Annotated in this window: 23 protein-coding genes and 1 pseudogene; 13 read left to right on the top strand and 11 right to left on the bottom strand. The window is 69.5% G+C overall.

The genetic code is table 11. The features are described from left to right. Positions 1–327: pseudogene (locus FG154_RS21110) on the top strand (IS1634 family transposase); the annotation flags it as partial. Positions 328–471: 144 nt separating this feature from the next. On the opposite strand, the gene FG154_RS17510 reads toward FG154_RS21110, so the two are convergent. The 4 genes from FG154_RS17510 to dapA all read right to left on the bottom strand — a co-directional run bounded on the left by FG154_RS17510 (position 472) and on the right by dapA (position 4081). Beyond that, positions 472–1656 carry an amino acid aminotransferase gene (locus FG154_RS17510; protein WP_145110687.1) on the bottom strand — a complete coding sequence of 395 codons (1185 nt, stop codon included), beginning with the start codon at positions 1654–1656 and terminating at the stop codon, positions 472–474. A gap of 7 nt (positions 1657–1663) precedes the next feature. Continuing rightward, complete coding sequence (gene sseA, locus FG154_RS17515; RefSeq protein WP_145110690.1) at positions 1664–2512, bottom strand: 3-mercaptopyruvate sulfurtransferase; 849 nt, start codon at positions 2510–2512, stop codon at positions 1664–1666. Between the two features lie 93 nt (positions 2513–2605). Further along, positions 2606–3079, bottom strand: a complete 474-nt coding sequence (gene smpB / locus FG154_RS17520; protein WP_145110693.1) for an SsrA-binding protein SmpB — start codon at positions 3077–3079, stop codon at positions 2606–2608. Positions 3080–3208: 129 nt separating this feature from the next. Beyond that, the gene (dapA, locus tag FG154_RS17525) at positions 3209–4081 is read right to left on the bottom strand and encodes a 4-hydroxy-tetrahydrodipicolinate synthase (protein WP_145110696.1); all 873 of its coding nucleotides are present in this window, start codon (positions 4079–4081) and stop codon (positions 3209–3211) included. A 151-nt stretch (positions 4082–4232) separates the two neighbouring features. Here dapA and FG154_RS17530 point away from each other — a divergent pair, with 151 nt between their 5' ends. Continuing rightward, entirely contained in the window at positions 4233–6203 is a 1971-nt protein-coding gene (locus FG154_RS17530) for a lytic transglycosylase domain-containing protein (protein WP_145110699.1), read from the top strand. Between the two features lie 136 nt (positions 6204–6339). Here the strand turns inward: FG154_RS17530 and FG154_RS17535 are convergent, their stop codons facing one another. Then, the gene (locus FG154_RS17535) at positions 6340–7401 is read right to left on the bottom strand and encodes an NAD(P)/FAD-dependent oxidoreductase (protein WP_145110702.1); all 1062 of its coding nucleotides are present in this window, start codon (positions 7399–7401) and stop codon (positions 6340–6342) included. A 54-nt stretch (positions 7402–7455) separates the two neighbouring features. Here FG154_RS17535 and mnmC2 point away from each other — a divergent pair, with 54 nt between their 5' ends. The 5 genes from mnmC2 (at position 7456) to FG154_RS17560 (ending at position 14002) form a co-directional block, all read left to right on the top strand. Next, positions 7456–8184, top strand: coding sequence for a tRNA (5-methylaminomethyl-2-thiouridine)(34)-methyltransferase MnmC2 (mnmC2, locus tag FG154_RS17540; RefSeq protein WP_145110705.1), 729 nt, complete (start codon positions 7456–7458; stop codon positions 8182–8184). Beyond that, complete coding sequence (locus FG154_RS17545) at positions 8181–9065, top strand: DMT family transporter (RefSeq protein WP_145110708.1); 885 nt, start codon at positions 8181–8183, stop codon at positions 9063–9065. Before mnmC2 ends, FG154_RS17545 begins: the two co-directional genes overlap by 4 nt. Before the next feature lie 157 nt (positions 9066–9222). Beyond that, entirely contained in the window at positions 9223–12678 is a 3456-nt protein-coding gene (gene smc / locus FG154_RS17550) for a chromosome segregation protein SMC (RefSeq protein ID WP_145110711.1), read from the top strand. A gap of 499 nt (positions 12679–13177) precedes the next feature. Next, positions 13178–13540: a DNA-binding transcriptional response regulator gene (locus tag FG154_RS17555; RefSeq protein ID WP_145110714.1), complete on the top strand. Its 363-nt coding sequence runs from the start codon at positions 13178–13180 to the stop codon at positions 13538–13540. Between the two features lie 111 nt (positions 13541–13651). Beyond that, entirely contained in the window at positions 13652–14002 is a 351-nt protein-coding gene (locus FG154_RS17560) for a hypothetical protein (protein WP_145110719.1), read from the top strand. Here FG154_RS17560 and FG154_RS17565 read toward each other — a convergent pair whose 3' ends face one another. After that, the gene (locus FG154_RS17565; RefSeq protein ID WP_145110722.1) at positions 14003–15175 is read right to left on the bottom strand and encodes a MalY/PatB family protein; all 1173 of its coding nucleotides are present in this window, start codon (positions 15173–15175) and stop codon (positions 14003–14005) included. Positions 15176–15318: 143 nt separating this feature from the next. On the opposite strand from FG154_RS17565, the gene def (FG154_RS17570) reads away from it, so the two are divergent. Genes def (FG154_RS17570) through FG154_RS17590 form a run of 5 tightly spaced genes read left to right on the top strand, consistent with a single transcriptional unit; the run spans position 15319 to position 18049 of the window. After that, complete coding sequence (gene def, locus FG154_RS17570; RefSeq protein WP_145110725.1) at positions 15319–15852, top strand: peptide deformylase; 534 nt, start codon at positions 15319–15321, stop codon at positions 15850–15852. After that, complete coding sequence (gene def / locus FG154_RS17575; protein ID WP_145110729.1) at positions 15852–16343, top strand: peptide deformylase; 492 nt, start codon at positions 15852–15854, stop codon at positions 16341–16343. The genes def (FG154_RS17570) and def (FG154_RS17575) overlap by 1 nt, the downstream gene beginning before the upstream one ends. After that, entirely contained in the window at positions 16340–16843 is a 504-nt protein-coding gene (def, locus tag FG154_RS17580) for a peptide deformylase (RefSeq protein WP_145110732.1), read from the top strand. The genes def (FG154_RS17575) and def (FG154_RS17580) overlap by 4 nt, the downstream gene beginning before the upstream one ends. 3 nt (positions 16844–16846) lie before the next feature. Then, complete coding sequence (gene fmt, locus FG154_RS17585) at positions 16847–17755, top strand: methionyl-tRNA formyltransferase (protein ID WP_145110735.1); 909 nt, start codon at positions 16847–16849, stop codon at positions 17753–17755. A 57-nt stretch (positions 17756–17812) separates the two neighbouring features. Continuing rightward, positions 17813–18049 carry a GlsB/YeaQ/YmgE family stress response membrane protein gene (locus FG154_RS17590; RefSeq protein ID WP_145110740.1) on the top strand — a complete coding sequence of 79 codons (237 nt, stop codon included), beginning with the start codon at positions 17813–17815 and terminating at the stop codon, positions 18047–18049. 11 nt (positions 18050–18060) lie between these two features. Here the strand turns inward: FG154_RS17590 and FG154_RS17595 are convergent, their stop codons facing one another. The 5 genes from FG154_RS17595 to FG154_RS17615 all read right to left on the bottom strand — a co-directional run bounded on the left by FG154_RS17595 (position 18061) and on the right by FG154_RS17615 (position 20631). Next, positions 18061–18552 carry a transcriptional regulator gene (locus FG154_RS17595; RefSeq protein ID WP_145110743.1) on the bottom strand — a complete coding sequence of 164 codons (492 nt, stop codon included), beginning with the start codon at positions 18550–18552 and terminating at the stop codon, positions 18061–18063. A gap of 32 nt (positions 18553–18584) precedes the next feature. After that, positions 18585–19040, bottom strand: a complete 456-nt coding sequence (rnhA, locus tag FG154_RS17600) for a ribonuclease HI (protein ID WP_145110746.1) — start codon at positions 19038–19040, stop codon at positions 18585–18587. A gap of 51 nt (positions 19041–19091) precedes the next feature. Next, positions 19092–19559 carry a 23S rRNA (pseudouridine(1915)-N(3))-methyltransferase RlmH gene (rlmH, locus tag FG154_RS17605; RefSeq protein ID WP_145110749.1) on the bottom strand — a complete coding sequence of 156 codons (468 nt, stop codon included), beginning with the start codon at positions 19557–19559 and terminating at the stop codon, positions 19092–19094. Continuing rightward, entirely contained in the window at positions 19559–19879 is a 321-nt protein-coding gene (gene rsfS / locus FG154_RS17610) for a ribosome silencing factor (protein ID WP_145110752.1), read from the bottom strand. The genes rlmH and rsfS overlap by 1 nt, the downstream gene beginning before the upstream one ends. A 212-nt stretch (positions 19880–20091) precedes the next feature. Beyond that, the gene (locus FG154_RS17615; protein ID WP_145110755.1) at positions 20092–20631 is read right to left on the bottom strand and encodes an SOUL family heme-binding protein; all 540 of its coding nucleotides are present in this window, start codon (positions 20629–20631) and stop codon (positions 20092–20094) included. 243 nt (positions 20632–20874) lie between these two features. Here FG154_RS17615 and leuC point away from each other — a divergent pair, with 243 nt between their 5' ends. Continuing rightward, positions 20875–22293: a 3-isopropylmalate dehydratase large subunit gene (leuC, locus tag FG154_RS17625; protein ID WP_145110758.1), complete on the top strand. Its 1419-nt coding sequence runs from the start codon at positions 20875–20877 to the stop codon at positions 22291–22293. Positions 22294–22336 lie beyond the last annotated feature (43 nt).

Genomic DNA, 22336 nt, shown 5'->3' on the forward strand with positions numbered 1-22336 from the left:
GCCCAGCTTCTGCTCACCGCCGGAGACAACCCGGAGCGCCTGAAGTCGGAGGCCATCGAGCGTGGCTTCCGCGTGCTGAAGTCTGACATCAAGATCGCCCCGGTCCACCACCGGCTGCCTGAGCGCATCCGCGCCCACGCTGTATTGCGTCATGCGCCTGCGGCTGGAGGCCAAGGGCCACATCCAGCCCGCGCACCGCGCTCGATCTACTCGCCCGCATCCAGAAACACCCTGCCCATATCGGCAGCCGCACCTTCAACGGAACAACCCGCACACCCCGGAGCAACTCGATCTCTTTGACGCCCGGGCCTGCCAAAACCGGCCTGACGCAGCTCCGTTGTGGCAAACGCGCCATCTTGGCTTCGAAGAAATCCATCGCATATCGTTTTCCTGATGAACTTCGGCGGCACAGCCCATGCAGAAGGGGCGCAGGTCCGTGCCTGCGCCCCCCAAAGCGTCTCCGAGCCGTCGTCAGCCGCGCAGCACCTGCGCCACCGCCTTCGCCAGAACCGGCACGGTCGTGCTGTTCAGGCCCGCGATGTTCAGCCGCGAGTCGCCCACCATATAGACCGCATGTTCCGTCCGCAGCTTCTCGACCTGCTCGGGCGAGAGGCCGAGCCGCGAGAACATGCCCCGATGCTCGGCCACAAAGCCGAAGCGGTTCGAGCCGGTCTCGGCCTGAAGCGCATCGGCGAGCTGGCGGCGCAGGGTCAGCATGTTCAGCCGCACCTCCTCAAGCTCGGACTTCCAGTCGGCGGTCAGGATCTCATCCTCGAGGATCATCGTCACCAGCCGCGCGCCATGATCCGGCGGGAAGGAATAGTTCTGCCGGTTCAGGAAGTTGAGGTTGGCCTGCACCGTCGCCTTCACCGATGCGCCGCCGATGGCGATGAGGATGCCCGTCCGCTCGCGGTAGATGCCGAAGTTCTTCGAGCAGGAGGCCGCGATCAGCACCTCGGGCAGCCGCGTGGCCAGAAGGCGCGTCGCCGCCGCATCCATCTCGAGCCCGTCGCCGAAGCCCTGATAGGCAAGGTCGATCAGCGGCAGCGCGCCGGCCTTGGCCAGCGCCTCGCAGATGGCGAGCCACTGCACCGGGTTCGGGTTCGCCCCGGTCGGGTTGTGGCAGCAGCCGTGCAGCAGCACCACGTCGCCCGCCTTCACCTGGGCAAGATCGGCCATCATGCCGTCGAAATCCACCGCGCCGGTCTCGACGTCGAAGTAGCGGTACTCCTTCATGGGAATCCCGAGATACTTCACGATCGACAGGTGGTTCGGCCAGGTCGGGTTCGAGATCCAGACGGTGGCATCGGGTGCGGCCATACGGATCAGCTCGAGCGCCTGACGTACGGCGCCCGTGCCCCCCGGCGTGGCGACCGAGGCCAGCCGGTCGGAGGGCACCGCCCCGGCAAGGATCAGCTTGGCCATCGCGGCGTTGTAGGCCGGCTCGCCCGCAAGACCCGTGTAGGTCTTGGTCGTCTCGACCTCCCACAGCCGCTTTTCGGCCGCTTTCACGGCCCGCATGACCGGGGTAAGGCCGGTCGGATCCTTGTAGACGCCCACGCCCAGATCGATCTTGTCCGCGCGCGCATCCTCGCGGAACATCTGGATCAGTTGCAGGATCTTGTCCGCAGGCTGCGGTTTCAGGGCGGTCAGCATTCCGTCGTCATCCTTTCGCGACCTTGAGATCGTCATACATGCCCCACTCGGCCCAGGATCCGTCGTAGAGCGCATGGTTGCGGTGGCCGAGGATCTCGAGCGCGAGGCTCAGGATCGCGGCCGTCACGCCCGAGCCGCAGGTGGTGATGGCGGGCTTGGAAAGATCCACGCCCGCCGCCTCGAAGATGGCGCGCAGCTCGTCGGGCGACTTCATGGTGCCCTGCGGCGTGAGAAGCGTCGGGAAGGGCACGTTCTTCGAGCCCGGAATGTGGCCGGAGCGGAGGCCGGGCCGCGGCTCGGCCTCGGTGCCGCGGAAGCGGCCTTCCGAGCGGGCGTCGATGATCTCGGCCTCGCCCAGTTTCGAGGCATGGGCCACCTGCGTCACATCCTTCACCAGCCCCGCCTGGCGCTGCACCGTCATGTGCCGGTCGCGCACGACGGGCGGCATGTCCTCAACCGGATGGCCCTCGGCCTTCCATTTCGGCAGGCCGCCGTCGAGCACGGCCACATCCGTCTTGCCCATCAGGCGGAAGGTCCACCAGACCCGCGCGGCCGAGCGCAGCCCCGAGCCGTCGTAGATCACGACCTGATGGCCGTCGCCGATGCCCATGGCCCGCATCCGGCTGATGAACTTCTCGGGCGGCGGCGCCATGTGCGGCAGCGCCGAGCGCAGGTCGGCGATCTCGTCGATGTCGAAGAAGCGCGCGCCGGGGATGTGCTCGGCCTCGTATTCCGCGCGCGGATCCCGGTTCTCCTGCGGCAGATACCAGGAACCGTCGAGGATCCTCAGGTCGGGGTCGCGCAGATGGGCGGCGAGCCAATCGGTGGAAACGAGCGTTCGGGGATCGTCGGTCATGTCGGGCTCCTCGGAAAGCCAATCCCGCTTAATCCTGCCGGTGGCTCCAGGCAAGCCCGCTCGGGCGTGGCGCGTGCGCGCAAGTCCGTGGCTTCAGGAATTCTGCTTGAGCAGCCGCTGCTTTTCGCGGCCCCAGTCGCGCTTGGCCTCGGTCGCGCGCTTGTCGGCGAGCTTCTTGCCCTTGGCGATGCCGATCTTGAGCTTCACGATCCCTCGGTCGTTGAAATACATGCGGATCGGCACGATGGTCATGCCCTCGCGGGCGGTCGCGTTCCACAGCCGGGCCAGTTCGCGCCGCGAGACGAGCAGCTTGCGCTTGCGCCGCTCTTCGTGGCCCCAGGTCTTGGCCTGCAGGTAGGGGGCGATGTAGCCGTTGATCAGCCACAGCTCGCCATTCTCGACCGAGGCATAGCTTTCGCCGATGTTCGAGCCGCCCTGCCGGAGCGACTTGACCTCGGAGCCCATGAGAATGATGCCGGCCTCGATCTCCTCCTCGATGAAGTAATCGAAGCGGGCGCGGCGGTTCTCGGCGATGAGCTTGCTGTTTGGATCGGAGTGCTTGACCATGACCGGACGGAGATAGGCGAGCGCCAGGCCGCTGTCCAGCGTCCGGCGCGCCGCGATGGGGCGGGGAAGCCGTCCGAGGGGGCATCGAACCCCCTCGGACGGCGCTGCCGCGGACGCGGAACGGCCGGCTCAGATCAGTCCGGCGTGGCGCATGGCGGCGTCGATGCGTGCCTTGGTCGGATCGGTAAGGCCCACGAGCGGCAGGCGCACCTCGTCCGAGCAGAGGCCGAGCCGCGAGAGCGCATACTTGGCCCCGACGAGGCCCGGCTCGAGGAAGATCGCCTCGTGCAGCGGCATCAGACGGTCCTGGTACTCCAGCGCCCTGGCGTAGTCTCCGCGGAGAGTTGCCTGCTGGAACTCGGCGCAGAGCCGCGGGGCCACGTTCGCCGTGACCGAGATGCAGCCCACGCCGCCGTGCGCGTTGAAGCCGAGCGCCGTCGCATCCTCGCCGGAAAGCTGGAGGAAATCGGCCCCGCAGGAAGCCCGTTGCTGGCTCACGCGCTCGATCTTGCCGGTCGCGTCCTTGACCCCGATGATCCGCGGCAGCTGTGCGAGCCGGCCCATCGTCTCAGGCGTCATGTCGACCACCGAGCGTCCCGGGATGTTGTAGATCACGATCGGCAGGTTGCAGCAGTCGTGAAGCGCGGTGAAATGCGCGATCAGGCCCGCCTGCGTGGGCTTGTTGTAGTAGGGTGTCACCACCAGCGCCGCGTCGGCCCCCACCCGCTCGGCAAAGCGGATCAGCCGGATCCCCTCGGTGGTCGAGTTCGACCCCGCGCCCGCGATCACCGGCACGCGGCCTGCGGCGGCCTGCACCACCGCCTCGATCACCGTCTCGTGCTCTTCGTGGCTGAGGGTCGGGCTTTCGCCCGTGGTGCCCACGGGCACAAGGCCGGTCGAGCCTTCGGCGATCTGCCAGTCAACCAGCTTCTTCAGCGTGTCCAGATCCAGTTCGCCGTTCTTGAACGGCGTCACAAGGGCGGGAATGGACCCTCTGATCATGACACGCATCTCCATCTGAATGGGCAGACTCGCCCGGTTGAACCGCGTCTTCCTAGCGCCCGGCGCAGGGCTTGCCAAGTTGTCCCCAAGCCGCGCCGCGCTCGACAGCTTGTGTGTTGCGGGCGGGCACGGGCTTGGGCAGATTGCGCCCATGTCGCGCCCCACCTCCGCCCCCGCCCGCCTCCGCACGCTTCACCTCGTGGCCTGCCTGATCCTGCCGCTGATCTGCGCGCCGCTGGCCGCGCGGGCCGAGGATCCGGGCGCGCTCCGCCTTGCGCTGCGCGCTGCCTGGTCCAAGAACTGGAGCGAGGCGGCGGCGCAGGCGCGGGTTGCGGGGCCGCTCGCCCAGTCGCTCGTCGAATGGCACCGGCTGCGCGCGGGCGAAGGGCTTCTTGGCGACTACGAGGGCTTTCTGGCCCGGCATCCCGACTGGCCGGGGCTGAAGCTCTTGCAGGACAAGGGCGAAGAGGCGGTGGCGCGCTCGTCCACGCCGGCCCGGGTGATCGACTATTTCGGCTCGCGGACGCCGGCGACGGCGAAGGGGGCGATCGCACTTGCCCGCGCGCTGGCCGAGTCGGGCCGGCACCCCGAGGCCGAGGCCGTCATCCGCCGGGCATGGACAACGCTGGCCTTCACGGCCGAAGAGGAATCGGCCGCGATCACCGCCTTTCCCGACGTGCTGGCGCAGGCGCATGAGGCGCGGCTCGACATGCTTCTGTGGGAGAACCGGCCCGAGCAGGCGCGCCGGATGCTGCCCCGCGTGTCGGACGGCTGGAAGCGCCTTGCTGCGGCGCGTCTTGCGCTGCGCGCCGATGCGGACGGCGTGGACGGGCTGATCTCGGCCGTGCCCGCGGCCCTCTCGTCGCATCCGGGCCTGGCCTACGAGCGGTTTCTCTGGCGCGCGCGGAAGGGGCGGACGGCGGATGCGGTGGCGCTGCTGCTCGAACGGTCCGAGAGCGTGGCGGGCCTTGGCAGCCCCTCGCAATGGTCGGGCCGCCGTGCCGGGCTGGCGCGGGCGATGAACGAACGAGGCGAGGCGCGCACGGCCTACCGGATCGCGGCGAGCCACCATCTCGAGGGCGGCGCGGACTTTGCCGAACTGGAGTTCCTTGCGGGCTTCATCGCCCTGCGCAAGCTGGGCGATCCGGCGGCAGCTCTGACGCATTTCCAGCGCCTGCAGGCGGCCGTGCGGACGCCGATCAGCGTGTCACGGGCGCATTACTGGCAGGGCCGCGCGCTGGAGCAGCTGGGCCGCTACGACGCGGCGGGGGCGGCCTTCGCCGAGGGCGCGCGCTACCAGACGGCCTATTACGGGCTTCTTTCGGCCGAGCGGGCGGGCGTTCCGCTCGATCCGGCCCTCATCTCGGCGCCGCGGGCGGGCGACTGGCGGCACGCGGGCTTTGCCGCGTCGTCGGTGCTGACCGCTGGTCGGCTGCTGCTGGCGGCCGGTGAGCGCGATCTGGGCAAGCGGTTCCTGCTGCATCTGGCCGAGAGCCTGGATGCCGGCGATCTCGGGCGGCTTGCGGAGATGGCGCTGGAACTGGGCGAGCCGCATGTGGCGGTGCTGATCGGCAAGCAGGCGGCCGAGCAGGGGACCATCCTGCCGCAGGCCTATTTCCCGGTTCCCGATCTCGTGCCAGGCGATGGGCTGCCGGTGAGCCGGGCGCTCGCGCTCTCGATCGCGCGGCGTGAGAGCGAGTTCAACCCGGTGGTCGTCAGCCCGGCCGGGGCCCGCGGTCTCATGCAGGTGATGCCGGGAACGGCCAAGCTGGTGGCGCCCAGGCTGGGGCTCGACTACGAGCCCGCCCGGCTCACGCAGGATCCGGCCTACAACGTGCGGCTTGGGACGGCCTATCTCGCGCAGCTTGTCGAGGAGTTCGGCCCGTCGCTTGCGCTGGTGGCCTCGGGCTACAACGCCGGACCCGGCCGTCCGAGGCGCTGGATCACCGAGTTCGGCGATCCCCGTTCCGGCGAGGTGGACCCCGTGGATTGGGTCGAGCAGATCCCCTTTGCCGAGACGCGCACCTACGTCATGCGGGTGACGGAGTCGGTGGTGATCTACCGGGCGAAACTGCGTGGCAGCGGCGGTCCCGTCCGCATCACCCCCGAGCTTACCGGGTGAGCGGCGTCTCGCGGACGCTCCGGTGGAGCGTCCGAGCCGAGAACGGTCGCCTCGTGGGCGGCGTCCGCACCGCGAGCATGGGGCACTGTCTCACGCGCCACACCCCGATGCCCACCGCTTGTGCGGCGTCGGTGGGTCAGTCCTCGGCCTTCACCTTCTTCTTCAGCGACGCCTCGACCCGGAAGCTCTCGGGGATCGCGTCCCTCCCTTCCAGAACCAGCGCAGCCATCACCTCGCCGACTTTCGGAGCCATGCCGAAGCCGATCTTGAAGCCCCCGTTCGCCACGAAGTGTCCGGGCCGCCCCGGCCATTCGCCCAGCATCGGCGCGAGGCTGCGGGCGCGGGGACGCAGGCCGGCCCAGCGGGTCAGGACCGGCGCCCCCTCGAGCCAGGGGCAGAGCGCCACCGCGCGGGCATGAACCTCGTCGAGCTGGGCATCGGTCGTGTCCGGCGATGACCACTCCTTCTCGGCGGTCGAGCCGACGGCGGTCGTGCCGTCGGCGTGGGGCACGATCAGGAGGCCCGGCCCGAAGATCTGCGGACGGTCGCGGGCGTCCAGGCCCACGACCATCGCCTGTCCCTTGACGCCGTTGCCGACCGGCTTGCCCAGATCCTGCGACAGCGCCTCGAGCCCTGCCACGCCCGTGGCCCAGACCACGGGCCCCGCCTCATCGCCCTCGCCGATCAGGATCTCGCCGCCTTTGGCGCGGATCGCCTCGACCAGCGCCGGCACCGCAAGCCGCGGGTTGAGCCGGGCGGTCAGCGTGTCGTGGATCACGAGCCCCGTGGGGCTTTGCGGCATGAACTCTCCGTCCGCCGGCACGACCTCCCAGGCAAAGCGGCCCCGCCAGAGCGTCCGGGCCTCCTCGGCGCGGGCGCGGGCATGGTCCACCGCGCGCGCATCGGCCAGCGGCTGGAACCGGCCGAGCCGGTCGTAGCCCGTCGGAAGGCCGGAGGCTTCGGCCACCGCCGCCCACCACTCTTCGCCCAGGGCGAGGCTCTCGAACTGGAAGGCCTTCTTCTCGTTCCACTGCTCGGGCACATGCGGCGACAGCGCGCCCACCACGCCCCCCGACGAGCCCGCGCCGATCCGCGCCGTCTCGATCAGCCGCACCTTCGCGCCACGCCGTGCCGCCGCCCAGGCGACCGCGAGACCGAAGATCCCGCCGCCGCGAATTGTCAGATCCGGCGTTGCCATTCGCCCTGTCCTCGCCCAATGTCCGCACCTTCGAAGACAGCAGGCTTAGGACAGATGCCAGCCACAGGCCAGAGCACGGATGTCGCTTCCGCGCAGGACCCCGCAGCGACGGCCGGCGCCCCGGCCAGCCTGGAATGGCGCGACGGGATCGTGCCGGTCTCGACGCGGTTCGACGATCCCTACTTCTCGCTCGCCGACGGGCTGGCCGAGACGCGGCACGTCTTTCTGGCCGGGAACGGGCTGCCGGGACGCTTTCGGGACGGGTTCGCCATCGCCGAACTCGGCTTTGGCACCGGGCTCAACATGCTGGCCACGCTGATCGCCTGGCGGCAGGCGGGGCGGCCGGGACAGCTGCGCTACACCTCGTTCGAGGCCTTTCCGATGGAGGCGCGCGACATCGCCCGCGCCCTCCGCGCCTTTCCCGAGGCCGAAGCGGTGGCCGGCCCGTTTCTGGACGCCTGGGCCGCCGGTCATTCGCGCTTCGTGAACGACGGGCTCGAGGTCGAGGTGCTGATTGGCGATGCCCGCACCGGCCTTCCCGGCTGGGAGGGTCGGGCGGATGCCTGGTATCTGGACGGTTTCGCCCCGGCCCGGAACCCCGAACTCTGGTCCGACGCGCTCATGGCCGAGGTCGGGCGCCATACGGTGCCCGGCGGCACCTTCGCCACCTACACGGCGGCGGGCCATGTCCGGCGCGCCCTGGCGCAGGCCGGCTTTGCCGTCACCCGCCAGCCCGGACACGGCCGCAAGCGGCACATGACGACCGGAGTCCTCGGCAAATGACCGAACAGAACACGCGGCTCGGCATCGGGCTCATGGTGCTCACCACCTGCATCTTCGCGCTGCAGGACGGCATTTCGCGCCATCTGGCCGAACATTACAGCGTCTTCATGGTGGTGATGATCCGCTACTGGTTCTTCGCGGCCTTCGTGATCGCTGTGGCCGCGCGGCAGGCGGGTGGGCTGGCGCCCGCCGTCCGGTCGCGCTTTCCGGTTCTGCAGGTGTTGCGCGGGCTGCTGCTGGCGGCCGAGGTCTGCATCATGGTCCTGGGTTTCGTGAAGCTGGGCCTCGTCGCCAGTCACGCGGTCTTCACCTGCTATCCGTTGCTGGTTGCCGCGCTCTCGGGGCCGGTGCTGGGCGAGCGGGTGGGCTGGCGCCGCTGGCTTGCCATCGCGGCGGGCTTCTTGGGCATCCTCATCATCCTTCAGCCGGGCGTGGCTGTCTTCTCGCCCTGGGCGCTGATCCCGCTGGGGGCGGCGCTGCTCTTCGCGATCTACTCGTTGCTCACGCGCTATGTGGCGCGCGGCGATTCGGCGGCCGTCAGCTTCTTCTGGACGGGGACGGTCGGCGCGATCGCCATGACCGCCGTCGGCCTCTGGCACTGGGAGCCGATGGCGCCCGCGGACTGGCTCTGGATGGCGGCGCTGTGCTGTTCGGCCGCGATGGGCCACTGGTTCCTGATCCGGGCTTATGAGGTGGCCGAGGCGAGCGCGGTGCAACCCTTCGCCTATCTGCAACTTCCCTTTGCGGCGCTGCTCGGCTTCTTCGTCTTCAGCGAGCGTCCCGAGATCAATGTCATCCTCGGCGCCTGCGTTGTGGTCTCGGCGGGTCTCTTCACCCTCTGGCGCGAGCAGGTGCGAACCCGGGCGCGCGCCGGAAGGTGAGCGCGATGGCATCTTTCCAGGGATCCTAGGGCACCTGCAGACGGCAACATCTTGGGGATAACCGGCCGGTTGCCGCCAGATCAAGGGTGGTGCGGTTGACTTGCTGCGCCTCAGGCCGGACCATGCCGCCCCTATCAGGAATCAGAAGGATCCGGCCTTGCGGTTCACCCGCCTCAGACTGAACGGCTTCAAGAGCTTCGTGGACCCCACCGACCTGGTGATCCACGACGGTCTGACGGGTGTGGTGGGGCCGAACGGCTGCGGCAAGTCGAACCTGCTGGAAGCCCTGCGCTGGGTGATGGGCGAGAATCGCCCCACGGCGATGCGCGGCGCAGGCATGGAGGATGTGATCTTTGCCGGGGCGGCCACGCGGCCCGCACGCAACTTCGCCGAGGTGGCGCTGGTTCTCGACAATGCCGACCGGCTGGCACCCTCGGGCTTCAACGACGCCGACACGATCGAGATCGTGCGCCGGATCACGCGGGATGCGGGCTCGGCCTACAAGGCCAACAGCAAGGATGTGCGCGCGCGCGACATCCAGATGCTGTTCGCCGACGCCTCGACGGGGGCGCATTCGCCCGCGCTCGTGCGGCAGGGCCAGATATCCGAGCTGATCAACGCCAAGCCCAGGGCCCGCCGACGCATCCTTGAGGAGGCGGCGGGCATCTCGGGCCTCTACCAGCGCCGGCACGAGGCCGAGCTGCGGCTGGCGGCGACCGAGCAGAATCTCGCGCGGGTCGAGGATGTGCTCGACCAGCTGGCCCAGCAGCTCGCCACGCTGGCGCGGCAGGCGAGGCAGGCGGCGCGCTACCGCGAGATCGGCGAGGAGCTGCGGCGGGCCGAGGGCTCGCTGCTCTACCGCCGCTGGCGCGAGGCCGATCTGGCGCGGACCGAGGCGCTCGCGATCCTGCGCGAGCGGATGATGGCGGCGGGGCAGGCCGAGGCCGCCGCGCGCAAGGCCGTCCTCACCCGCGCCGAGGCCGAGGAGACGCTGCCGCCCAAGCGCGAGGAAGAGGCAATTGCGGGCGCCGTGCTCCAGCGGCTGTCGGTGCAGCGCGATGCGCTGGCCGCCGAGGAGGATCGCGCGCGGGCCACCATCGCCACGCTGACGTCGCGGGTGGACCAGCTTGGCCGCGACATCGAGCGCGAGGCCGGGCTGAACCGCGACGCGGCCGACACGATCGGACGTCTGGAGTGGGAGCGCGAGGCCCTCGATGCGGCGCACGAGGGCCACGACGAGCGGCTGGCCGAGGCCGCCGAGGCGGCGCGCGAGGCGGGGGCCGCGCTCAGCGAGCGTGAGGAGATCCTGTCGGAGCGCACCGAGGATGTGGCGCGGCTGTCGGCGCGCCACCAGTCGGCGCAGCGGATGCTGGCCGACAGCCGCACGACGCTGGCCAGATCCGAAGCCGAGGCCGCCCGCGCGCGGGAAGCGGTCGAGACGGCGTCAGAGGCGCAGGAGCGCGCAGCCGAGGCCTGGGAAGAGGCGGCGGCCCTGCAGGAAGAGGCGCAGGAGCGTGCCGAGGCCGCCGAAGAGGCGCTGGTTCAGGCCGACGAGGCGCGGGCCGAGGCGCAGTCGCGCGAGGCCGAGGCGCGGGCGCAACGGTCGGCCGCCGAGGGCGAGGCCAACGCGCTGCGGGCCGAGGTGGCGGCTCTGGCGCGGCTCGTCGAGCGCGAGGCGCAGGCGGGCAGCCAGCTTCTCGACCGGATCCAGGTCGAGCCGGGCTATGAGGCGGCCTTGGGCGCGGCGCTCTCCGACGATCTGCGCGCGCCCGAGGTGGCGGCGGATGCGCCCTCGGGCTGGGCCGCGCTGCCCGATTATGACGAGACGGCCGCGCTGCCGACGGGCGCGGAGCCCCTCGCGCCGCATGTGGGCGTGCCCGAGGTGCTGCGCCGCCGGATCGGCCAGATCGGCCTCGTCGGCCGCGATCAGGGCGCGGCGCTTCAGCCGCTGCTGCAACCGGGCCAGCGGCTTGTGAGCCTGGAGGGCGACCTCTGGCGCTGGGACGGGTTCCGTGCGGGCGCGGAGGATGCGCCCTCGGCCGCGGCGCTGCGGCTCAGGCAGCTGAACCGGCTGGTGGCGCTGAAGCGCGACCTCGAGGAGGTGGCGGCCCGCGCCGAGGGCGCGCGGCAGGCGCACGAGGCGCTGCAGGCCCGGCTTGCGCAGCTGACCCGCGCCGATCAGGAGGCGCGCGAGGCCCGACGGGCGGCCGACGCCCGCGTGACCGAGGCGAGCCGGGCGGCCTCGAAGGCCGAGGCCGAACGCTCGATCGCGGGGGGCAAGCTCGAATCGGCGCGGCTTGCGGTGAAACGCTACGAGGACGAGGCGATGGAGGCCCGCGCGCGGCTGCGCGAGGCGGAAGGCGTGGCCGCGGCCCTGCCCGATCTCGAGGCGGCGCGGGCGGGCATCGAGGATCTGAAGATGGCGGTCGAGGCCGCCCGGATCGCCATGATGTCGCGCCGTTCGCTCCATGACGAGTTGCGCCGCGAGGGCGAGGCGCGGGTGAAGCGGCGGCAGGAGGTGACCAAGGACCTCTCGGGCTGGAAGTACCGGCTGGAGACCGCCGAGAAGCGCAGCACTGAGCTGGCCGAGCGCAAGGCCGAGACCGAGGAGGATCTGCGCGAGGCGGCGGAGGCGCCCGAAGAGATCGCGGCCCGGCGCGAGGAGCTGGCCGAGGCCATAGAGGCGGCCGAGGAGCGCCGCGCCCGTGCCGCCGACGCGCTTGGCGCCGCCGAGGCCGGGCTGCGCGCCGCGCAGGAGGCCGAGCGCGAGGCCGAGCGTCAGGCGGGCGAGAGCCGCGAGGCGCGCGCCCGCGCCGAGGCCCGCGCCGACGCCGCGACCGAGGCGCTGCAGCTGGCCGCCGAGCGGATCCGGGAAGAGACCGAACGGACGCCCCCGCAGCTTCTCGAGACGCTGGCGGTCGATCCCGAGCGCCTTCCGACGGTCGAGGCGCTGGAAACCGACGTCGCGCGGCTCAAGCGGCAGCGCGAGGCGCTCGGCGCGGTGAACCTGCGCGCCGAAGAGGATGCGCAGGCCGTCCAGACCGAGCATGACACGCTGAAGGCCGAGAAGATCGATCTCGAGGAGGCGGTGAAAAAGCTGCGCGCCGGCATCCAGGGCCTGAACCGCGAGGGGCGCGAACGGCTGCTGACCGCCTTCGAGCAGGTGAACGGCAGTTTCGGCACGCTCTTCACCCATCTCTTCGGCGGCGGCGAGGCGCGGCTGGTGATGGTGGAAAGCGATGACCCGCTGGAAGCCGGCCTCGAGATCATGTGCCAGCCGCCGGGCAAGAAGCTCTCGACGCTCTCACTTCTGTCGGGGGGCGAGCAGACGCTGACGGCGCTGGCGCTGATCTTTGCGGTGTTCCTGGCGAATCCGGCGCCGATCTGCGTCCTCGATGAGGTGGATGCGCCGCTCGACGATGCGAACGTCACCCGCTTCTGCGACCTGCTGGACGAGATGACCCGGCGCACCGAGACGCGGTTCCTGATCATCACCCATCATGCGGTGACGATGGCGCGCATGGACCGGCTCTTCGGCGTGACGATGGCCGAACAGGGCGTGAGCCAGCTAGTCTCGGTGGATCTGAAGAAGGCCGAGGCGCTGGTCGCCTGACGGGCGTGTGCGGCGGGCAATCGTCCTGTGCCCGAGCGGCCGCTCGGGGCGCGCATGAAGATCAAGCGGCACAGTGCAACCATCGGCTGCGGCTATCGCATCTTGCAGGACCAGCGCCCGAGCGGCGGTGGCACCGGCCGAGCGCGGTGGCGCTCCTGATCTTCTTGGACTGATAAGCTTTGTGCGGATGCCGGAAGGCACCCCAGTCGAGCCGTCGCGCCCGATCCTCGGCGTGGCAAGGCAGGAAGGCAGGCTGGCGCCGGGCGGGCAGGGGCCGCGCCCGTTCCCCGCGCGGGAACGCGCCCGGGATGCGCCGCCGGCATTTCGACAGACCCGTGCGGAAAGCTGCGAGCCGCAGCATCGGCCCGTTCCGGGTGCGGCGGCAGGGATCCGCCGTCTCACGCCAATTTTCCCAACATGATCGATTGCGTTAACGACACGTTAAAACATTCTGGCCCAAGGTGAGACAAGTTCTCGGCAAAGTCGAAGGAAAGCCAGAATGCATGTCCTGATCGTGGAAAACCGCGAGGATCTTGCCAGCCAATGGGCCGAGCGTCTGCGCGAGGGCGGCATCACCGTCCATGTCACCCACAGTCAGGAATGCGCGGTGAGGGTGCTCTGCGCGCACCGGATCCAGGTGGTGATGCTGGACCTGATGCTCGACGAAGGCTCGGCGCTGGCGGTGGCGGACTTCGCGGCCTTCCGGCAGCCCTGGGCGAAGGTGGTGTTTCTGACGGACACGGCCGTCTTTTCGGACGGGTCGATCTTCAGCCATTGCCAGAACGCCTGTGGCTATTTTGCCATCTCGACTCCTGTGAACGATCTGGCAACCATTGTGGAACATTACGTTCGCGCCGCCTAGGGCGCGCATGATTGTTGTCGCGCGGCCCCTGTCTGACGAAATCTTCTTTCGGATAGCTTGATTTTTTACCATTTGCCCCCAGACTCACATGTGAGCACCAGGGAGTCATTCATGCTCGAGTATCTGCCTCAAGAGATCAGGGACGGCCTTGCCGCTGCGCAGAAGGCCGAGATGAAACGCAAGTCGCGGCTCCGCGTCCGCTTCGGCGGCACCGAGATCCCGGTGCTGCGCCTCTGGGATGGCGGATTCGCGCTCGATGCGGACCAGATCCGGGCCCTCCGCGGGCTTGTGAATCTGTATGACGGTGAGCGTCTGGTGTGCCAGTGCCTGATCGTCTGCGCGGTGGTCGAGAAGGGGGAACTTATCTGCGACTTCAAGCGTGCGACCGCTCCGACGGATCGTCCGCCGCTGGATTTCTGGCAGGAGCAGGAGCCTCCCGCCGGGTATCTGCCGCGCGCCTGATCATTGCAGGTCGGCGAAGGCGCGGGTGAGTCTCTCCAGCGCCTCTTCGACCTGCGCCCGCGGGGCCGCGATGTTGAAGCGCAAGAAGCTCTCGCCGCCTGCGCCGAAGGTTGCGCCGTGGTTGGCGACGATCTGCGCGTCAGACTGCACGCGGCGGTGGATCTCGTCGGCGCTCATGCCGGTTCCGGCGAAATCGACCCAGGACAGATAGGTCGCCTCGAGCGGCATCGAGCGCAGGCCGGGGATCCGGTTGATCCGCTCGTCGAACAGCGCGCGGTTGCCCTCGAGATAGCGCATCAGCGCATCGGCCCATTCCGCGCCTTCCGGCGAATAGCCGGCCGACACCATGAACAGCCCGAACGAGTTCGGCGAGATCCCGAGCGCCCCGATCCTGCGGGCCATGGTGGCGCGGAGCGTGGGGTCGGGAATGATGACATTGCCGCAATGGGCGCCGGCGATGTTGAAGGTCTTGGTCCCGGCCGTGAGCATGACCAGCCGCTCGAGCACCTCGGGCGCGGCCAGCGGCATCACCGTATGGCGCTGACCGGGATAGACGAGATCGTGGTGGATCTCGTCCGACACGAGGATCAGGTCGTGCCGCACGCAGAAATCGGCGACCTGCCGCAGTTCCTCGACGGTCCAGACCCGGCCGCCGGGATTGTGCGGCGAACAGAGGATGAGCATCCGCTCGCGCCCCGTCATCTGCGCGTCCCAAGCGTCAAGGTCCATGACATAGCGGCCATTGTCCTGCGCCAGCCGGCATTCGACCACGTCGCGCCCCGCCGCGCGGATCACGCGCGAGAAGGCGTGATACACCGGCGTCATCAGCACCACCCCATCCCCCGGCTGGGTGAAGGCATCGACGCAGAGGGCGGTGCCGTTCACGAGGCCGTGGACGGTGAAGATCCATTCGGGCGCCACTTCCCAGCCGTGGCGGTGCTCCATCCACCAGCGGATCGCGGCCAGATAGTCGCGGTCGTCGCCGAAGTAGCCGTAGAGCCCATGCGCCGCCATGCCTTCGACGGCCTTCTGGATCGCGGCCGGCGGCCGGAACTCCATGTCGGCTACCCACATGGCGATGCCGGTCGAGGCGGGCACGCCGTAGAGGGTCTCCATCATGTCCCACTTGACCGAGTGAGAGCCGCGGCGGTCGATGCGCTCGTCGAAGTTCATGGTCGCTCCTGTTTGGGGCGAGCCTAGCCGACGCGGCGGCAGGCGCAAGGGCGGCCGGCCCGTCGGGGGTGTGCGAAGGCGTGCCGCAGCCGCAGATCGCCCCGCCCATTGCGCGAAGCCCCGGCAGGTCGTAAATCACGCCCATGATACGCTCCATCCTGATCCACCCGGACCCGCGCCTGAAGAAGATCTGCGACCCCGTCGCCGAGATCACGGACGATCTGCGCCGTCTGGCCGATGACATGCTGGCCACGATGTACGACGCGCCGGGCATCGGGCTCGCGGCGCCTCAGGTGGGCGTGACGCGGAGGCTCGTGGTGATGGACTGCAACAAGCAGCCCGAAGCGCCGCGGCGCCCGATCGCGATGATCAATCCGCAGATCGTCTGGGCGTCGGAGGATGTCTCGACCTACGAGGAGGGCTGCCTCTCGCTGCCCAACGTCTTCGCCGACGTGGAGCGCCCGGCCGAGGTCAAGGTCCGCTGGACCGGCATCGACGGCCGCGAGGAGGAGGAGCAGTTCTCGGGCCTCTGGGCCACCTGCGTGCAGCACGAGATCGACCATCTCGACGGCAAGCTGTTCATCGACTACCTGCGCCCGCTCAAGCGCCAGATGATCACGCGCAAGATGGAGAAGTTCAAGCGGGCCCAGGCCTCGGGTCTGGTGCAGAAGGCCTGATGGCGGTCCGTCCGATCCTGCGCTGGCCCGACCCGCGCCTGTCGCAGCCCTGCGCCCCCGCCGTGCCGGGGCCGGCGCTGGAAGAGCTGGCGTCGGACATGCTGGCCACGATGTATCATGCGCAGGGCCGCGGGCTTGCGGCGCCGCAGGTGGGCGAGATGGCGCGGCTCTTCGTGATGGATGCGGTCTGGAAGGACGGCCCTGCCGAGCCGCAGGTCTTCGTCAATCCCGAGATCCTCTGGATGTCCAGCGAGCGCGCGGAGGGGCCGGAGGGCTGCCTCTCGATCCCCGGCCCCCGCCTGACCGTCGCCCGCGCGCCCGAGATCCGCCTGCGCTGGACGAGCCTTTTCGGCGCTGAGCAGGCGGCGCTGCTCTCGGGCTTTGCCGCGATCTGCGCCCAGCACGAGATCGACCATCTGGACGGGATCGTGATCCTCGACCGCGCAGCGCCTGCGGCGCGCGATGCGGCCCTGCGGGAGATGCAGCCATGATCCGCCCCTTCGTGATGTATCCCGACAAGCGGCTGAAGACGGCCGCCGCGCCGGTCGAGGCGGTGACCGAGGAGATCCGCGCGATCTGGAACGACATGGTCGAGACGATGGACGCGATGCCGGGCTACGGTCTTGCCGGGCCGCAGATCGGGGTGATGCTGCGGCTCGCCGTGGTCGATTGCTCGGACAGCCGCGGCAAGGCGATCCGGCTCGCCAACCCCGAGATCCTCCATGCCTCGGGCCAGTTTCGCGAGCATGAGGAGGGCAGCCCGAACCTGCCCGGCGCCACGGCCGTGATCTCGCGCCCGCGCGCCGTGACCGTGCGCTTCCTGAACCCGGCCGGCGAGATGGAAGAGCGCGACTTCGTGGACATCTGGGCGACCTCGGTCCAGCACCAGATCGACCATCTGAACGGCAAGCTCTACATCGACCATCTTTCGGCCCTGAAGCGGAAGATGGTGATCGCGAAGTCCGAGAAATACCTGCGCCGGGTGGGCTGAACCATGCGCGTGGTGTTCATGGGCTCGCCCGACTTTTCGGTTCCCGTGCTCGAGGCGCTGCACGCCCATCACGAGGTCGTCTGCGTCTATTGCCAGCCGCCGCGGCCCGCGGGGCGCGGCAAGAAGGACCGGCCGACGCCGGTGCAGGCCCGCGCCGAAGAGCTGGGTCTGCCGGTCCGTCACCCGAAATCGCTGCGCTCGCCCGAGGTGCAGGCCGAGTTCGCGGCGCTCGGGGCCGAGGTGGCGGTGGTCGTGGCCTACGGGCTGATCCTGCCGCAAGCGATCCTTGATGCGCCGGACCGCGGCTGCCTGAACATCCATGCCTCGCTGCTGCCGCGCTGGCGGGGGGCGGCGCCGATCCACCGAGCGATCCTTGCGGGGGACGATGAGACCGGCATCTGCATCATGCAGATGGAGGCCGGGCTCGACACCGGGCCGGTGCTGATGTGCGAAAAGACCCACATCGGCGCCGAAGACACGGTGCAGGATCTGCATGACCGGCTGTCCGGCATGGGCGCGCGGCTGATCCTCGGCGCGATCGAGGCGCTCGACGATCTGGTGCCGCAGCCGCAGCCCGAAGAGGGCGTGACCTATGCCGAGAAGATCGCCAAGGCCGAGGCCGGGATCGACTGGACCCGCCCGGCCTCGGAGATCGACCGGCAGATCCGTGGCCTCTCGCCGTTTCCCGGCGCCTGGACGGTGCTGGGCGGCGAGCGGGTCAAGCTCTTGCGCTGCCGGCTGGCCGAGGTGCAGGGCGCTCCGGGCGAGGTCCTCGATGGGCTCATGATCGCCTGCGGCTCGGGTGCGGTCGAGATCACGCTCGCGCAGCGCGAGGGCAAGCGCCCGATGGAGCGCGACGAGTTCCTGCGCGGCTTTGCGCTGCCCAGGGGCAGCCTCGCCACGGCGTCCTGAGCCTCCGTTCCCGCGGAGGCCGGGCGGCGCGGTTCAACCCGTTCCCGGAGGTGGCCGATGGCCCTGTTCCTCATGCTTCTGATCATTGGCGCGGCGGCGGGCTTCCTTGCCACGCGCATCATGCGCGTCGAGACCGATGTGCCGACGACCGTCGCCATCGGCATGGGCGGGGCGGTGGTGGGCTGGCTGCTGTTGCGCCTGCTCATGGCCCTGACCGGCGCCATCGGAACCTTTGTCGGCGCGGTGGTGGGGGCGATGCTGCTGATCTGGCTCTGGCGGCGTTACATGTCCTGAGCCAGTAGGCCTCAGCCCGTGGGGCTGAGCCGTCGGGCGGCGTCCTTCAGCCTGAAGCTGCGCCCGCCCGCCTCCTGCCAGAGCCGCTGGCCCTGCCAGAGCGCGAACATCATCGCCGCCGGTTCCGCCCGGCCGAGACGCAGGGCAAGCCCCGCCTCGACGGTCTGGCGCCAGGCCTCGGCACGCGGGCGCAGTTCGGGCAACGTGAGCGAAAGGGCCACGAGATGCGGATCGGCCGCCTCTCCCAGGGCCTTCAGGAAGGCGGTCGCCTTGGTTTCTGCGGCGCTGTCCTCGGCCGCCGCCTCGAGCCGGTCCCAGAAGTGGCCAAGCGCCGCCTGCACCATCCCGTCGCGCGTGCGGTAGCGCCCCGCGAGGGTCGCGGCCGCAAGGCCGGTTGCCCGTGAGACGGTGCCGAAGGACACCGCCCGGTCGCCGTTGCCCGAGAGCATCCGGCAGATCGTGTCATGAACCTCGGCGTCGGGCAGTGAGCGGGGTCGGGCCATGACCCGACTGTAACCGAACGAAAGCTCGAAAACTAGCGCGTCTTGAAGGGCGCCATGCCCGCGCGGGCCAGTTCGTCCGCGCGCTCGTTCTCGGCGTGGCCGGCGTGGCCCTTGATCCAGCGCCAGACGACCTTGTGCCGCTCTTGCGCGGCGTCCAGCCTTTCCCACAGTTCGGCGTTCTTCACGGGCTTCCTGTCGGCGGTCTTCCAGCCGTTCCGCTTCCAGCCGTGGATCCAGGTGGTGACGCCGTTCTTCACATAGGCGCTGTCGGTCACGATGGTGATCTCCGTCGGCCGCGTCAGCGCCTCGAGCGCCGAGATCGCCGCCATCAGCTCCATCCGGTTGTTGGTGGTCAGCGCCTCGCCGCCCTGAAGCGTGCGCTCCTTGACCACGGCCTCTCCGTCGCGGGCAAGCATCAGCACGCCCCAACCTCCGGGGCCGGGATTTCCACTGCAGGCACCATCGGTATAGGCAAAGAGATCCGGCATGATGCGGGCCTAGCCCAAGCAGCGGCGCTGCACAAGCGGGTGGCTTGGGCGCTAGACCCGATGATAGGGCGAGCCGGCGAGGATGGTGGCCGCCCGGTAGAGCTGTTCGGCCAGCATCACCCGCACCAGCATGTGCGGCCAGACCATCCGCCCGAAGGAAAGCGCGAAATCCGCCCGGTCGCGCAGGCGCGGGGCGAGGCCGTTGGCCCCGCCGATCGCCAGCGCCACGTCCCGCCCGGTGTCGCGCCAGCGCGCAAGCTGTTCGGCAAACTCGGGCGAGGAGAGGGTGCGGCCGCGCTCATCCAGGATGGCGAGCACCGCCCCCGGCGCCATGGCCCGCGCTAGAAGCTCGGCCTCGGCCTCCATGCCGCCGCCCTTGCGGTCCTCGACCTCGAGAAGCTGCACCGGCGGCAGGCCCAGCGGCCGGCCCGTCCGCTCGAACCGGCCGAGATAATCCTCGACCAGATCCCGCTCGGGGCCGCTGCGCAGCCGTCCCACGGCGCAGAGTTGCAGCTTCATCAGCTGCGCGACAGGCCCTGGGCGCCGCCGGGCATCCACATCTTCTCGAGCTGGTAGAACTCGCGCACCTCGGGGCGGAAGACATGGACGATCACATCGCCCGTGTCGATCAGCACCCAGTCGCCGGTTTCCTTGCCTTCGACCTTCGAGAGCCGGCCGAACTGCTGTTTCACCCGGTCCATCAGCTTTTCGGAGATCGCGGCGACCTGACGCGACGAGCGGCCCGAGCAGATGACCATGTAATCGGCCATGTCCGAGCGTCCGCGGAGATCGATCTGGACGATGTCCTCGGCCTTGTCATCTTCCACCGAGGCGAGCACAGCCTGCAGCAGCTCCTCGCTCGAAGGCTCGTTGGCGGGTTCGTTCGCGGTGCTCGTGCGAGCCGGCCGCTGCCCGACCGGAAGTCCGGTCGCGGGGTCAGAATGTGACAGGGTCGTCCTCCCGTGTGGCGCGCCGACAGGCCCCGGCGCCAGGCTATCCGTCAAAGGTAACATTGCCGCGTCGGAATCTCAATGCGGGCGGCAGGCTGCGGTTAGCCCTCGCCGAGGCGGAAGGCAACCTCGTTGCGCCGCTGCCAGGGCAGGGTCATGGGCGAATCGTAGAAGTAGTAGAAGGGCCCCTCGTGCATCGTCAGCCCGCGCGCGTCGATCCATTGCGCAAGCTCGCCCGACTGGCGCTGGAGAAGGTTCGACGTGGGCCAGCCCGAGAAGCGGCGCACCGCCTGCCGCGATGGCGGCACGGTGACGAAGCGGATGCGGCTGTCGTTGGGCACGGGCAGTGTCCCCGCGCTCATCCCGCCGGGCATCATGAAGCGGACGATCCAGCGATCGGCCGCTTCCGGCAACTGGCTTACCGGAACGGTCATCTCGATCCGCCGGCCTTGGGCATTGCCGCCGAAGATGTAGCGGGCGAGCACGCGGAAGCCGCGGGTGATGGCGGTGGAGCGATCGCCCCTCATGGCGACCTCGGCCACGAGATGCGAGCCATATTGTCGGATCTCGGTGCCTTCATCGGCGGATTCGACCTGGTAGTGGGACTGCTCGTATCCCTTGTAGTCAATGACACCATTCATCTCGCGGCTCCTTTGCGGATCGGGAACAACTCCGTGAAGGTGCTTCCGGTTCACGCAGTTGTTGCCTGCGCGCGCATAACAACGTAAAAGCCCCGGCATGGAACGCATCTTCGACATGGACGATCGCGCCCGGCTGCCTTGGCGGTTCTACGGCGCCAGCCTCTCGATCCTCGCCCGACTTTGAGTCGGCGTGCGGCTTTCGCCTGCCTTCCCCCATAAATCCACAGCCATCGCGAGAGAGCCATGACCGCTCCGAGAACGCTCTATGACAAGATCTGGGACGATCACGTCGTCCATCAGGCCGAAGACGGCACCTGCCTGCTCTACATCGACCGCCACCTCGTCCATGAGGTGACGAGCCCGCAGGCCTTCGAGGGGCTGCGTATGACCGGCCGCAAGGTGCGCGCGCCGGAAAAGACCATCGCCGTGCCGGACCACAACGTCCCCACGACCGAGGGCCGCGACACCCGGATCGACAACGAGGAATCGCGCATCCAGGTCGAGGCGCTCGACAGGAACGCCAAGGACTTCGGCATCAACTACTATCCGGTGTCCGACATCCGTCAGGGGATCGTCCACATCGTCGGCCCCGAGCAGGGCTGGACGCTGCCGGGCATGACGGTGGTCTGCGGTGACAGCCACACCGCCACCCACGGCGCCTTCGGCGCGCTCGCGCATGGCATCGGCACCTCCGAGGTCGAGCATGTGCTGGCCACCCAGACGCTGATCCAGAAGAAGTCGAAGAACATGAAGGTGGAGATCACCGGGAGCCTGCGCCCCGGCGTCACCGCCAAGGACATCACGCTCTCGGTGATCGGCCTCACCGGCACGGCGGGCGGCACAGGCTACGTCATCGAATATTGCGGGCAGGCGATCCGCGAGCTGTCGATGGAAGGCCGGATGACCGTCTGCAACATGGCGATCGAAGGCGGCGCGCGTGCCGGCCTGATCGCGCCGGACGAGACGACCTTCGCCTATGTCATGGGCCGCCCGCACGCGCCGAAGGGCGCGGCGTGGGAGGCGGCGCTGTCCTACTGGAAGACGCTCTTCACCGACGAGGGCGCCCATTTCGACAAGGTCGTGACGATCCGCGGCGAGGACATCGCGCCCGTCGTGACCTGGGGCACCAGCCCCGAGGATGTGCTGCCGATCACCGCGACCGTGCCCTCGCCCGAGGAGTTCTCGGGCGGCAAGGTCGAGGCCGCGCACCGCAGCCTCGACTACATGGGCCTCACGCCCGGCATGAAGCTCACCGACATCAAGATCGACACGGTCTTCATCGGCTCCTGCACCAACGGCCGGATCGAGGATCTGCGCGCCGCGGCCGAGATCCTGAAGGGCAAGAAGATCGCGCCGGGAATGCGGGCGATGGTCGTGCCCGGCTCGGGTCTCGTGCGGGCACAGGCCGAGGAAGAGGGTCTGGCGCAGATCTTCATCGACGCGGGCTTCGAATGGCGGCTTGCCGGCTGCTCGATGTGCCTCGCGATGAACCCCGACCAGCTCTCCCCCGGCGAGCGTTGCGCCTCGACCTCGAACCGGAACTTCGAGGGCCGTCAGGGCCGCAACGGCCGCACGCATCTCGTCAGCCCCGGCATGGCCGCCGCCGCCGCCATCACCGGTCACCTGACCGATGTGCGCGAGATGATGGCCGAGACCGTCTGATCCCCGGCCGGAGGCGAAGTCCGCCTCCGGCGCCGCTGCGGCG

It is taken from the genome of Cereibacter sediminicola, assembly GCF_007668225.1.
In the GTDB taxonomy this organism is placed as follows: Bacteria; Pseudomonadota; Alphaproteobacteria; order Rhodobacterales; family Rhodobacteraceae; genus Cereibacter_A; species Cereibacter_A azotoformans.

What these genes read in the sequence shown, in the direction of transcription:
- FG154_RS17545 (WP_145110708.1), top strand. Translation starts at nt 8,181, where the DNA reads ATGACCGAACAGAACACGCGGCTCGGCATCGGGCTCATGGTGCTCACC.
- def (WP_145110729.1), top strand. Translation starts at nt 15,852, where the DNA reads ATGGCGGTCCGTCCGATCCTGCGCTGGCCCGACCCGCGCCTGTCGCAG.
- rnhA (WP_145110746.1), bottom strand. Translation starts at nt 19,040, where the DNA reads ATGCCGGATCTCTTTGCCTATACCGATGGTGCCTGCAGTGGAAATCCC.
- fmt (WP_145110735.1), top strand. Translation starts at nt 16,847, where the DNA reads ATGCGCGTGGTGTTCATGGGCTCGCCCGACTTTTCGGTTCCCGTGCTC.
- sseA (WP_145110690.1), bottom strand. Translation starts at nt 2,512, where the DNA reads ATGACCGACGATCCCCGAACGCTCGTTTCCACCGATTGGCTCGCCGCC.
- FG154_RS17555 (WP_145110714.1), top strand. Translation starts at nt 13,178, where the DNA reads ATGCATGTCCTGATCGTGGAAAACCGCGAGGATCTTGCCAGCCAATGG.
- FG154_RS17590 (WP_145110740.1), top strand. Translation starts at nt 17,813, where the DNA reads ATGGCCCTGTTCCTCATGCTTCTGATCATTGGCGCGGCGGCGGGCTTC.
- mnmC2 (WP_145110705.1), top strand. Translation starts at nt 7,456, where the DNA reads ATGCCAGCCACAGGCCAGAGCACGGATGTCGCTTCCGCGCAGGACCCC.
- def (WP_145110725.1), top strand. Translation starts at nt 15,319, where the DNA reads ATGATACGCTCCATCCTGATCCACCCGGACCCGCGCCTGAAGAAGATC.
- rlmH (WP_145110749.1), bottom strand. Translation starts at nt 19,559, where the DNA reads ATGAAGCTGCAACTCTGCGCCGTGGGACGGCTGCGCAGCGGCCCCGAG.
- FG154_RS17510 (WP_145110687.1), bottom strand. Translation starts at nt 1,656, where the DNA reads ATGCTGACCGCCCTGAAACCGCAGCCTGCGGACAAGATCCTGCAACTG.
- FG154_RS17565 (WP_145110722.1), bottom strand. Translation starts at nt 15,175, where the DNA reads ATGAACTTCGACGAGCGCATCGACCGCCGCGGCTCTCACTCGGTCAAG.
- FG154_RS17560 (WP_145110719.1), top strand. Translation starts at nt 13,652, where the DNA reads ATGCTCGAGTATCTGCCTCAAGAGATCAGGGACGGCCTTGCCGCTGCG.
- dapA (WP_145110696.1), bottom strand. Translation starts at nt 4,081, where the DNA reads ATGATCAGAGGGTCCATTCCCGCCCTTGTGACGCCGTTCAAGAACGGC.
- leuC (WP_145110758.1), top strand. Translation starts at nt 20,875, where the DNA reads ATGACCGCTCCGAGAACGCTCTATGACAAGATCTGGGACGATCACGTC.
- FG154_RS17615 (WP_145110755.1), bottom strand. Translation starts at nt 20,631, where the DNA reads ATGAATGGTGTCATTGACTACAAGGGATACGAGCAGTCCCACTACCAG.
- smpB (WP_145110693.1), bottom strand. Translation starts at nt 3,079, where the DNA reads ATGGTCAAGCACTCCGATCCAAACAGCAAGCTCATCGCCGAGAACCGC.
- FG154_RS17535 (WP_145110702.1), bottom strand. Translation starts at nt 7,401, where the DNA reads ATGGCAACGCCGGATCTGACAATTCGCGGCGGCGGGATCTTCGGTCTC.
- FG154_RS17530 (WP_145110699.1), top strand. Translation starts at nt 4,233, where the DNA reads ATGTCGCGCCCCACCTCCGCCCCCGCCCGCCTCCGCACGCTTCACCTC.
- def (WP_145110732.1), top strand. Translation starts at nt 16,340, where the DNA reads ATGATCCGCCCCTTCGTGATGTATCCCGACAAGCGGCTGAAGACGGCC.
- FG154_RS17595 (WP_145110743.1), bottom strand. Translation starts at nt 18,552, where the DNA reads ATGGCCCGACCCCGCTCACTGCCCGACGCCGAGGTTCATGACACGATC.